Below are 13,432 nucleotides of genomic sequence, written 5' to 3' on the forward strand. Positions count from 1 at the left end.
CTGCCAGTGGGTTACCCTCTTCATCGACAGCTTTGACCACATAGTAAGCCGTGGTATTACCATTAGCGCTTTGTTCGTGAATCTCAGAAGGGTCACTGATAATGTTGCCTTCTTCATCTGACGGGAACAGCTTCAGAGTAAAGGCACTGTCATTATCTTCCGGTGTTGCCGGATCATTATCCGTTTCATCCAGAATCGTCGTGGTCACCGTATCCGGTGCATACTCGACCGTTTCATAGCGGCCACTGCCATCCGCAGTACTGGCAGCATCTTCGCTGTAAGAACCGTCGTTCAGAGAAACAACGAAGTTCTCACCATTGTCTGCCAGAGCATCATCTACCGATTGGGCGCTGAAAGCCGTACCTACCGTAACAGTAGTATTACCAAAGGTATAATCATCACTGGCGTTCGCCGTACCGTCGGTAAACGTGACTTCAACAGTACCGCCGGGCTGCTCTGCCAGAGGGTTGCCATCAGCATCCACAGCTTTGACGACATAGAAAGCCGTGGTACTGCCATTATCACTGTCTTCATGGATCTCAGATGGATCAGTGATGATGTTGCCATCTTCATCTGCCGGGAACAGCTTCAGAGTGAAAGCACTATCGTTATCTTCTGGCGAATCCGGGTCATTACTGGTTTCATCCAGAATAGTGGTAGTTACCGTGCCATCGTCATAATCAATGCTATCGAAATCATCAGCATTACTGAAACTGCCATCATTCAGAGAAACGATGAAGTTTTCGCCGCTATCTGAGAAAGCATCATCATTAGCCGTCGCTGAAAACTTCTCATTAACAGTAACTGTTTTCGAACCCGGACCTGAATAATCATCATCAGAGATGCCATCACCATTAGTAAAGGTAATATCAATATTACCCTGAGGCTGTTCGGCCAGAGGTTTACCCTCTGAATCAACGGCTTTTACAATATAAAAAGCTGTTGACTCACCATCTTCCATGCCCGGCTCAACAATCTCCGTTGCCTCAACCGGGTTACCATCATCATCCAGTAGCACTTCGCCCTGCTCATCAGCAGCAAAAAGCTTAAAGCTGAACTCGGTATTGATTTCACGCTCAGATGTTGCAGTAGCGCTGATACCCCATTCAGAGTTTGTCGCCGTTACCTGTGCATCAACACTATTATCTGCCTCCAGATCATCAGTCAGCACATCAATACTGTATACCAGATTACCGGCATCATTCTCAAAGACATCACCGGTGTAGTTATTGCCATTGATGGTCAGCGTGACTTCATCACCGGCAACAACATCAGCGCCCACAGTACCTGTAATCGTAGTGTGAATCTGAGCTGCTTCTTCTACGTTCAGAACATCATCACCAGCAATCGTATCAATAGTGATACGGGCATCAATAGTCGGTGGCTCAGGTTCTGGCTCAGGCTCAGGTTCTGGCTCAGGTTCTGGCTCAGGTTCTGGCTCTGGTTCTGGTTCTGGTTCTGGCTCTGGCTCAGGTTCTGGCTCAGGTTCTGGCTCAGGTTCTGGTTCTGGTTCTGGCTCAGGTTCTGGTTCTGGCTCAGGTTCTGGCTCAGGTTCTGGCTCAGGTTCTGGTTCTGGTTCTGGTTCTGGTTCTGGTTCTGGTTCTGGTTCTGGTTCTGGCTCAGGTTCTGGTTCTGGCTCAGGTTCTGGTTCTGGTTCTGGCTCAGGTTCTGGTTCTGGCTCAGGTTCTGGTTCTGGCTCAGGTTCTGGTTCTGGTTCTGGCTCAGGTTCTGGTTCTGGCTCAGGTTCTGGCTCTGCTGCAGCCGGGGATTCACTATCTGAATCAGAATCGTCAATTACAGAAGAGCGATTAAAGCCTGAAGCCGAATCTTCTTCATCAATATTCGAAGAGACTTCACTTTCACTATCACCACTTAATACTGAGTCACCTCGACTGCGATTGACCGAGTCTTCAGTCAGTGGGCTAGCCACAGGTGGCACAGGCTCCTGTCCGCCTGTACTTTGATCGGTATCGGAGTCACGCTCGTTGCCACCATTATCTGAGTCCTGACGTTCACTCAGATCTTCTTCATCAACCCGACCTTCATCAAGGTTCTGTGCCAGCAGTACGACATCATCAGGCACATCTGTCTGAATATTTTCATTACCGGAATCCTCAGCGTTTCCAGAAACACCCGAGTTATCAAAAATCTCTTCTTCATCCTTGTCCTCTTCTTTGCGGCTCAGGATGGTTGATTCATCAAACAGAAGAGCATCTTCATTAGTATTATTTTGTTCTGTTTTCTGCTCGGAGTTTTTATCAGACAGATTCGCCATGGCTCATATTCCTTTAAAAATTATGCAGACTGAATACACGTTAAGAGTAATTACTCTGAATAGTATCGCTTATCAACAACAAGAAACATTCAGCCAAAAGTTATATTGCTTAAATAACACTTGTACGAAATTTATCTACCCGATCAATCCCAGAAGCAGAAAATACAGCATGTGATCAACCTGACATGAATAAAAGCAAAAACCCCCGCTGACATTACATCAGCAGGGGTTCAGATACGCATCAGAAAACCTGTGATTATGAATTGAGAGTAAACATATGCATTATCTTTCCCGGAAGCCTTGCGCCAGTGCTTTTGTGATCGGATCTGATAAATAAGCCATCAAAGTCTTATAACCAGTCAGAATTTCAGCGGTTACCGTCATACCTGGCAACAGAGGGTATCTTTGCTCATCGGACCCCATATAGGTTTTATCCAGGCGCACCCATCCTTTAAAATAAGGGTTGCCGGTTTCATCCAGCGTACTGAAGGCTGAAACTCTGGTCAGCTTCCCTGTCGCATACCCATAGCGAGAAAAATCATAACTGGTCACTTTGACATTCACATTCTGGCCGATACTGACATAACCAATGTCTTCTGGTGGAATCCGCACTTCGGCCTCCAACTCAACATTTCTGGGAACAACCTGCATCAACACAGAACCGGGCTGAATGACCTGCCCTTTAGTATTAACTTCCAGGTTGAAAATAAGGCCATCTGCCGGAGATCTGATCCACAAGTCCTGCAGCCTTTTCTCAATCCGTCCCGCTTCTTCTTCCGTTTCGGCAATTTCAGCTTTCAGACTGTCGATCTGATTCAGAGGTGTTTCCAGTAACTGATTTCGCGTTTCGTAATAACGACTTCTGGACTCTGCCAGCTCCTCAGAAATCAAATTAATTTCTTTGCGGATACGATCCACTTCACCCTGTGCCGTCACAGCTGCTCGCTGAGTTTCAAGCAAAGTAATTCTCGTCACAAGACGTTTTTCAGCCATGCGCTCACGCATTTCAAACATCTCGGCTGTCAGATCTCTTTGCTTTAATGCTGACTGTAAAGACTCTTCCAGCTGTTCAAGACGTGACTGCCTCTGACTAATCTGCTTTTGCAGTACATCCAGCGTCGACTCCTGAACAGAAATCTGGTTCTTTAATTGCTGACGCTGTACATCAACCATAACCGGATATTGCGCTTCAAAAGCAGAAAAATCCGGCTCCCTTCCAGAGACAAAAGCCTGCTGACGCTCTGCACGCAGCTTGAGAGAAGCCAGTCGGGATCGAATCTGCCGAAGATCGGAAAGGTCCTTCTGATCTTCCAGCTTCACCAGCACATCTCCTTCTTTAACAGGCATACGTTCCTGAATAAGCACCTCAGAGACGGTACCACCATTAAGATGCTGTACGACCTTGATCTGGCCTGACGGAATAATTTCACCAGGTGCAGAAGTCACCTCCCCTAATTCTGTCACTGCCGCCCAGACAGTAAACAGTATCATCATGGTAGCAACCAGATATAAGACAGGCTTTGTGTAAGAAGGAATCAGTTCATCTTCAATCTGAACAGTCTCTGATAATAGCCTGCGCTGTCGTTTCCCCAGAGTAACATCTGACTCTGTTTGTTTTTTTGCTTTTTTAGCGGACATCAGCTTAAACCTGCCATAATTTTATCTTCTACCTGAGGGTAAGTACCCCGGGCTGTTACAGAACCATTTTCCATATACAGAATCTGATCAGCCATTCTCAGATGACTCGGCCTTGGTGTCACGATAATCAGGGTTACCTTGCCTCTGAGCCAGTTCACACAACGTACCAGAGCCTCTTCACCGGCATCATCCATCCCGTTTCCGGGTTCATCCATCAGAACCACTGAAGCAGGCTTCAGAATCGTTCTGGCCAGAGATAAACGCTGGCGGAAACCATTAGAAAGCTGGTCGGCACGACTGTTTGAGATTCGGGTTTCAAAGCCCCTGTCCAGATGTTCAATATCTTCCAGAACACCGGCCATTTCTGCAGCCCAGCGTAACTCTTCATCCGTTGCAGCCGGATGCACCAGACGTAGATTCTGTGAGACCGTACCGTAGAAAATCTCACACTCCTGAGGCATATAACTGATAATTGAACGCAGATGCTCAACAGAAACCTGACGGTTATCAATCGTATCAATTCTGATAGAACCAGCCTGAGGGGAATAAATACGATCAATAAGACTTAGCAATGTTGATTTGCCCGCACCATCCGGTCCGGTAATACCCAGAATCTGTCCCGGAGTAGCATTAAAGCTAATCCCGAGAAGTGCCGGATCAAGGTGTGCGGCGTAGCGGAAGGATACCCTGGAGAACACAATATCGCCTTTAGAGACAAACCGGTTTGCCTGAGAGGTAGTGCCATCGGATTCGAGAGTCAGTTTCATTAGCTGATTAACCTGGCGTATATTAGTCGATACGGTAGACCAGCTATTCAGAGCCATAAACAAGTTCTGTAGGGGAGCAACCAGACGCCAGGTCAGAATCATAGTCGCCATAATCGTTCCCGGAGTAATCGCATTATGTACAACCATATAAGCAGACATCACCAGAACACTGACCCCGGTCATACTACCAATCAAGTGTGCCAGGCTTCCTACTTTACCCTGAGCCTGTTGCTCTTTAAAACCGGAAACTGCCGCTTCACCACTCAGATTACGAAAGCGTTCAAGCCAGATATTCTTCCCACCAACCGACCTCAAAGCCCTCATCGAAGACAAGGTTTCATCAATCAGCTCGGATCGACGGCCATTTTTCAGTGAAGCGCCATCCGAAGCAAGATCAGACATAGGACGAACGGCATACAGCAAAACGGCGTAACAGAATACCGATACCAGGATGACGTAACCTGCCCAGGGGTTAATAATAAAGAGCACAACCAGTAGAATAATACTGGCAGGCAGATCAAACACCAATAACACCAATGGCCCCAGAAACAGATCTCTCAACCGCTCCAGGCTGCGTATTCTGCCAATCTGCCGACTGACCGATACGCCATTCAGCTGGGACGCAGGTAAACGTATGATCCGGTCAAAAATACCACCACCGAGAACATACTCTATCCGACCTCCGATATACGCTAACAACCGACTGCGCAGCGTATTCAAAAACCAGCCGAGTAAAATAGCGATCAGCACCCCTGACAACAGGAATATTCCCATCCTGACATCTGCAGTAGGCAATACAGAGTCAAAAACTGAGCGCACGAATAACGAAGGTGCAACAGCCATGACAGTACTGATGATGGTGATCAGGAAAACCAGCATAATGTGGGATTTAAATTTCCAGAACAGATCTTTGACCCAGGACTGTTTTTTCGGCGCAACATCATCGGCCTTAATGGCCTTAAAGACATAGATAGCCCCTTTGCCCTGAATACCGGAAATAACACGCTCCTGATTAGTGGCACTATCAAAAATCCGGTACTGGCTACCAGGTAACTCTTCAAGCACAACCAATGCCGGCTTATTATCAGGAACATAAAGGCAAGGCAATAGCCGGTTATCAAAACGCTTGAAACTACTACCATAATAATGAGAGCTGAACCCCAGATTAGCCAGGGTACTGAAGAAATAGGAAATATCAACATGGTCAGCCAGATGGGGTAAAGCATCGGCTAACTCTCTTGGTGTTCCTTTCCAGCCTAGTTTATGCAACAGAGGAACTAATGAACGGGACAGATCAGAGGTATTAAAGACCCTGGTTGCAATGATGTCCTCAAAATCATCATTAACTGCAGGCCTGTCCGGAAAGTCATAATCCTGGTCATTATTGAAAAACTGGCGTTTATCTTCATCCAGCTCCAGCGTACCATCTTTGATTTTATAAACCGTATCAGCCAGACGTACCAGAGAAGGGCGGTTAGCGACCAGAATCAGAGTCTTTTTCCCCTTCAGGCCTTCAAGAAAGACCCGAAGTTTTTTGTCGCCCTCAAAGTCCAGAGAGTTATTCGCCTCATCAAACAGAATCACATCCGGGTCATGTACCAGAGCCCGGACGATAGTAATCATCTGCTTTACCCCCATAGGCAAAGTCTCACTTGAGTTTTCCCCCAGAGGCGTCTGATATCCCTGTTTCATTCCGGCAACGATAACATCCAGGCCCACTTTCTCTGCCAGCTCCAGAGCCTGAGGCTCAAGATCCGGGTTAAACATGGTCAGATTTTCAATAATGGAGCCAACAAAAACAGTACCGACCTGAGGCAACAGGGCCACTTTCTTTCGGACTGAATCCAGGTCGTAATCGGATAATCGTTCCTCATCAATAAGAACAGCCCCCTCATCAACCGTCTCCAGACCATTCATCAGAGCCAGTAAACTACTCTTACCGCTACCACTATCCCCTTTAATAGCGATACAGCTACCCGCCGGAACAAGTAATGACAGATTCTTAAATATCTCAGCACCATCATTGCTGTACCGTAATGTAATATTCTGAAGACGAATTGAAGAGTGAACTCCGTTCAATGGCTTCAGCCCACTCTTTTCACCCACAGGCATAGACAGAATGGATTCAACACGACTGTCTCCGGCAATGAAAGACTGGTAACGCATCCATGCACCCAGGCCTTTACGCAAAGGTTGAAGAGAGCGTACGGAAAGCATCATGCAAGCCGCCAGTGCACCAGAGGTCATCTCTCCCTCCAGCACCAGAACTGCACCAGTAAAAATTACCAGCACAATCATTACCTGAGACATGGCTCCGCCAAGCCCGCTGGCAAACGCATTACCGAAAAATAATCCTTCTCCTTGCTGAGCACTGGCTTCTTTCAGTCGCTCATATCGGCGCAACATGATATTTTCAACTGACATCGTTTTGACAGACAGTACCCCTGCCAGAACTTCGGTCAGAAAACTGATACGCCGTTCATCATTAATATCTTTTTGCTGAACCTGCTTGTACATCCAGCGGCCAAACAATACAACGACAATGCCAAATACACACAGCAGCGCCAGGGGTACCAGCACCAACTTGCCAGCAATCAGGTAAATAACCCCCAGGAAAAGGAACATAAATGGCAGATCCAGCAATACCAGTAAGGCCTGCCCTGAATACATATCTGCTACACGCGAGATCGATTGCATTTTTTCAGCATAAGCTCCTGGTTCATCCTTAGAGAACAGGCGCATAGGCGTAACAAAAAAGCGCTCCATAATACTCAGACTGGTCCTATGGCGATACCGGGCTCCCAGCCAGTTGGTTACACTGCTATTAACAGACTTGAGCAGCTCCTCCAGTATCAACACCAGAACAACACCAATGGTCAGAAAAGCCAACGTCTCCATCGACTGGCTTTTAAGCACCCGATCAAAAATCTGCAGCATTGTCAGCGGTAAAGCCAACGCCAGAATATTTGCGGCCAAAGAAGTCAGGACGATAAAAGGCAGCAGTTTCTTCAAATCAGGTGAGGATAATATCTTCCCCAGAGAGTGCAGAAAGCCCTGGCCTTTATTATTTTGCGGCACTGGACCCTGCCGCGTATCTTTATTCTGTTTTTTCTTTGTCATAACTCTATTCTGGCTTCAGCTGATCTGAAAAAAGAAACGCAACCACTTCCTTTACCAGAGGGCTTCGATATGAAATGTAGCCCCCTTTTTCGCAAAGAACACCTAAACTGATTGCTCGCTGTAAAGATTGACTTGCAAGCTCACGTGAATCGTTTAACACACCGGGTAATTCATCAACAGAGCTTTGCCCGAGAGCCAGAGCATACAAAAGCTTCCAGTCAACACGCATGCGATCCAATCGGGCTGCAACGGTTAAAACCAGCGCCATGGAGATTACATCTGGCGACTCTCTGACTATTTCCCGAATAAAAAGGGGCACACATCTGGATTTTTCAATGACAGGTTGCGTGTTCCGATACCCCGGAACAAGATGTTCAATCAACGCCATAGCTTCACTTTCTGTCATACGGGATAAATGAATATTTCGCAGGCCAGAGTGCTCCTGCAGCACATCTTTAGATGACTGACGGCCACTCAGCAAAAAACACGTCCCCGGAAGAGCTTCTTGCAATAATTGATTCAGCTGCTCCCTCCTGACAGCCGATAATAAGTGGACATCGTCCATTATCACCAGATGTGGCTGTTCATTTTCCGATGCAGCCCGTATCGTTTCAAACATACACTCCATACCGGCATCAACCAATCGGCAGTGTATTGAATCCCAGACAGCTCCGGGCAGCATTTTATAAAAACTCAGCGAAATACCCGCTTTCAGCGCATGACGCCCTGCTTCCCGGCACAGTCGGGACTTTCCCATCCCCCCCTCACCTTCCAGCAAACAAATTCGGTGAGGGCTATTGGAATCCATCAGCTGAAAAATAATATTTTTTTCCTTCTCTCGTCCTGTCAGCTCAGAATCAAACCCCATATCCCAGAACATCAGCTGATCAATATCAGAAAAAGCGAGTGTATTCACAGACTGCCCATCAATACCGGTATCATAAGCATTCATAATACCCTGAGCATCAGAGTTAAATGACAGACTGTTTTTTTCTGTTTTTTCCAGCAGACTACGGGCCTTCTCAATCACAGAACGGGCAATTGCATCTCCGGACCAGCCACCATAACGATTCTGGCTGACAGAGATATAGCCTGCGCTCATCCCGCCATACAGGGCAATTCCCTCACCCAGCTCTGTACGCAGCTGATCAAAAATCATCCCGGACTGAATTAAAGCAATTCGCAGATCGTGCTCTGACGACCGGTGAATGCCAAAGACAAGATCACCATTCCCATGAGAGTGACTGATGAAATGAGCATTGCAGTCAAAGGAAGCTGCAGACAGCACCCTGTGGAATGTACGATAGTCCTGAATATTTTCAGTTTCCAGACGAAAGCTTAGTGTAACGGATGGCCTGCGCGCATGAATCGCATCCAGTTTTTTTACTGGCACTGGTCTTTGCTCTGCCAACGGACCAGTCTCTTCCAGTAAGTGATCACTACAAGCTACAGCCATTGTTCGGTTTTTTACGTTCAGCTTTTTAAACAAAGCAACAATATGTTGCTTAACGGTTCCCAGACTGATATCCAGTTCTCGGGCAATTTCCTTATTTACCAGCCCCTGCTTCATTAATCTGAGAATCTGTCGCTGACGAACAGTCAATCTGACGTCAACAGCATTAACACTTTTATCCGCATCCTCTGAAGACTCTGATCCCCCGGATTCCTGGCTAATATCTGTTGACATCGGCATTCCTTACGCTGACAGCATGATTAATTAACGGTTTTCAGATCAATCAGGTGTTTACTGCGTTTACCCCACTCAATAATCACCCCAGTCTCGCTGATCACCCTTATAACACCTGAACCATAGACCTTATCGCCAACCCGGCGAGTAAAGAGCTTATTACTGGCCCCACCCCACCTCAAGTGGGCCATCCAGCGTCCATCCGGGGCAAGAACAGTACTCTGCAATTGATAAACAGGTTTCAGAAAATAGTGCTTGCCGGAAAATTCAAGTACCACACCATCAACACTGATCTCAACAACACGCCCGTTATAATGCAGATCATCTCCGACATTGACTTTCCATATCCTGTGAGTGTTATTTCCGATCAGCCATGCAGTCCCATTTTCAATTTTCAGCAGCGAGTACGCTTTACCGAAATTGATTTTCATCGGCTTTCCTGCACGAGAAATATAATTGGCCTCAGCCGTCAGCATACCACCTGCTTGTGGTGACACCGGTGACCAGTCCCCTGGAGGCAAGCGAGCTTCATGTTCAGCAGAAGACATTTCTGCAATAGAGAAACGGGCTGATAGCCTGAAGTCATCTTCAGGCTGGAACACCGAACAGCGTTGCAAAGACTGTCGCAGCATTTCACACCATTGGCGTGCCTGTCCCTCATCATCAAAGCCATCAACATTCAGCACGTACCAGACCTGCTGAGGGTTATTCTGGCTATCCCCCACTAAAGGCTGAACCAGAATATTCAGATCAGACTTCATATCAGCCGGATAACGACGAACAAAATCCCTCAGCATAGCTTCTACAGCGAAACGATCATAAACACCGGATATTCTGACAAACCAGGCATCGTCTTCAGGTTCATATTCTGACGGTTTATCCTGCCAGCCAAACTCATCCTGCCATTGCGTCAGAGAAACCGTACCCGGAACTTCACGGTAAGGAATACCTCCCCCCAGAGCCGTATACAGATCAACAAAAGCAAGATAGTATTCAAGATTATTATTATATTGCTCGTCCCGACGCTGCTGATATGACAAACTTGAATCCAGGAATGTCAGAAAATCGATTCCTCCAGCACGATAAGCTTCAAATCCCAATTCCTTAGCCGCTTTTGCAGCCCGAACAGATTCGTCCTGTAACTGAAGGCGTTTATGGGTAAAGTCTATTTCGAACAAAGCGTCTTTTGCTCGTTGCAGACCGGAATAAATATTAAAAACATAAGTTTCAACCAGTTCCGACCTGACAGATTGAGCCAGTCTGATTTGCTGTTGTTGACGTCCGCCATCAAAAACATTGAGAGTCAGGTTAGCAATAAAGTCCCACATCAGAGTATGGGGCTGCAGTAAATCAGATACTTTTCTGGCTCCGTAACCAATACCCGCAGACAAATTTAAAGCCGGCAGTACTTCTGTACGAGCCACTTCCAGATCAGCATCAGCGGCTTGCATCGCTGATTCCAACGCTCTGATATCCGGGCGCCTCAGAACATATGAAGAAGAGATTCCGGTGACTTCCGATGGAAAACTGACAGAAGACAATCCCTGGTCTGACAAATGCAAGGCTCCAGGAGCCGACCCGGTCTGAATAGCGATCTGATTAACCAGCTGAGCTTTTTGCAGTAACAAAGTAGGCAAGACTGTACGCGTACTGTAAACAGAGGATTTCTGAATCTCCATCTCAACAACAGTAGCATCCCCCTGCTCATACAGATCCTTCATCCCTTGCAGCATCGACATCAGATCTTTTTCACTCTCCTGAGCGTTACGAATACGATCATTAATTGACAGATACTGCAGATAATTTTTTGTAAGATCAGTAATCGTTTGCAAAAGCTGGGCGTCATACTGATAAACAGCCTGCTGTAACTTCAACTCAGCAGAATCTGCAAGACTCTTGCGCTGCCCCCATAAATCGACGGTGTAGGAAGCATCCAGCTTCAGTTCATATTCTTCATCACCGTTAGGTGAGCGACCTTTGGGTACGGAGCCTATCCCTCTTCCAGGAGCTTCAACACTATACCCCGCTCGAAAATCCAGCACAGGCAACGATGCCGCGGCTTCCTGGCCAGCCCTGGCTTTTGCCTGAACAACGCGCTGAGCAGAAATTTGCAATTGCTGATTATTAATAATTGCCCGGTCAATAAGCATAACCAGCTCATCATTGCCCAGGTAGCGCCACCACCGGCCAAAATACTTATCATCGGGAACAGTAACCGCTGGCAGTTTCTTAACCTGCCCGGCTTCATTTTTGACAGAAGGGTGCTGATCACCAATTTCAGGTACAGGCACAGCATCATCAGACATATGAGGAGAGGAGGCACATCCCGCCAGCAGAAACACCAACCCAGTTTGAAACAGCAGTAATTTCACTTACTCGCCTCCGGAATAAAGCCAGCTCTTGTTACTTGTCTTAATTGTTCTGATAAGCAAGACAATAGCCATACTGAAAAACACTGTCCGAAACTTACAAAAACATACAAACGAGGACGCATTCTGTCTCTGATACAGTCAAAAGGCAACCAAAAAAACCTTACAAATTATTACATATAAAACATATATATAAATCAATCAGGTAAAGTTTCTTTCAACCAGTATGCGTCAATATATGTCGCACCTTCATTAAGCTCCGGCCCTGTATTCTGAATGTGATAAGAACATGTTATCAGCTATCTGAAGCGACACCCGATAACATTTCATTACAAAATATGCGAATGATATCCACTTTTCAGAGCCTTAAAACAGATATCTGATTTTATAATAGGTTATTTAGCCGTCATTGATTTGAGCGTAAGCTGAATACGATTCACATCGGTATTCAAGCGTGTAATATGGGTTGTGAGCTGTCTTCTGGCTGCGTCAATTGCATCCAGACGTTCAGCATATTCATCAAGCCGGATTTTCACCTCAGTCTGATCATGATTATCAAGCTTTATCATCTGCTGCTCCAGCTTAGACAGCTGTTGCTTCTGGCCTGTAAGCCCTTTCTGCTCTTTCTGAATGACAGACAGGGCACCTTTCAACAAATCCAGACGCTCATCCAGCCCGGATAATTGCTCCCGTAAACTTTTAGCGTCTTTCTGATAGTCGGCCTGAACAGATTTTACTTCAGAAATATTGATATCAGCATCAGCCAGCTGTGATGCCAGACTGTTCATCTTGCTTTTATACGACTGGCTATCAACCTTCAGCTGAGTTAATGACTGTTCTGTCTTTTCGAAGCCATCTTCCAAATCTTTTTCCAATTGCGTCAGAGTGCCTGCTAATTCTGCAAACTCTTTTTTCTGCTGCGCAATATCAGCCTTATTTCGTTTGTTACTCAGATCCCAGAGCTTTCGAATTTCGTGTTCAGAATCTTTAACTCGTTTTTCCAGAGCAGACCCGGAAGCGGACAGGTCTTTACCTGTAGCCGCCAGTGTATTTTCAAGTGCCGCCAGACGCCCTTCTGTTTTTTCTCTACTCTGTTCCAGAAGCTGTGCCTGTGCAATCAGTTTCTCTGAAACCGGAGTAAGCTGCTCGGAAACCTGCTTCGCAATAACATCGTTCTGAGCATGCAATTGTTTTGTCAGCGCCATATTCTGATAACCCAGACCTGCAATTCCCGCAAATAATAAGGCAACAGCTCCCCATAAAGGCCCATTGCTATGTGCCTGAACTGGTTTTCTTACAGGTACCATCTCATCCCTTTCCGGAATAATTTTCAGATTATCATGATCGGTGCTCATTGCCTGGTTACACTCCTGGCTGGTCGGATTCGGATATAGTCGAGTGGTATTGATCTGTTCAGGGTAAATTTACATCAGAAAAACTGCAGAAATAACAGAAATCAGAAGCAGATCATAACCCCATGTTTATGCTGGCAATTAAGACTATTACATTGCTCGGGGGAAATAAATCACTGAGTGATGCATCGGTTCACTAAAAAACAACCTGAAGGGAATACCAA

The 13,432-nt window shown here is 46.4% G+C and carries 6 protein-coding genes; all 6 read right to left on the bottom strand.

Annotation, left to right across the window (positions count from 1 at the left end; translation table 11 throughout):
- On the bottom strand, window positions 1-2,275 hold a 2,275-nt coding region (locus tag H4O21_RS22825), incomplete at its 3' end, for an Ig-like domain-containing protein (protein WP_182811700.1).
- 282 nt (window positions 2,276-2,557) lie between these two features.
- A complete protein-coding gene (locus H4O21_RS22830) occupies window positions 2,558-3,913 on the bottom strand; it encodes an HlyD family type I secretion periplasmic adaptor subunit (RefSeq protein WP_182811703.1) in 1,356 nt (451 codons plus the stop codon).
- Entirely contained in the window at window positions 3,913-7,800 is a 3,888-nt protein-coding gene (locus tag H4O21_RS22835; RefSeq protein ID WP_182811705.1) for a peptidase domain-containing ABC transporter, read from the bottom strand. The genes H4O21_RS22830 and H4O21_RS22835 overlap by 1 nt, the downstream gene beginning before the upstream one ends.
- Before the next feature lie 4 nt (window positions 7,801-7,804).
- A complete protein-coding gene (locus tag H4O21_RS22840) occupies window positions 7,805-9,487 on the bottom strand; it encodes a LuxR C-terminal-related transcriptional regulator (RefSeq protein WP_220495814.1) in 1,683 nt (560 codons plus the stop codon).
- A gap of 26 nt (window positions 9,488-9,513) precedes the next feature.
- On the bottom strand, window positions 9,514-11,859 hold the full coding sequence (locus H4O21_RS22845; protein WP_182811711.1) for a TolC family protein: 2,346 nt from the start codon (window positions 11,857-11,859) through the stop codon (window positions 9,514-9,516).
- 392 nt (window positions 11,860-12,251) lie between these two features.
- A complete protein-coding gene (locus H4O21_RS22850; protein ID WP_182811714.1) occupies window positions 12,252-13,211 on the bottom strand; it encodes a hypothetical protein in 960 nt (319 codons plus the stop codon).
- Window positions 13,212-13,432 lie beyond the last annotated feature (221 nt).

The organism is Oceanospirillum sediminis (assembly GCF_014164585.1).
In the GTDB taxonomy this organism is placed as follows: Bacteria; Pseudomonadota; Gammaproteobacteria; order Pseudomonadales; family Halomonadaceae; genus Oceanospirillum; species Oceanospirillum sediminis.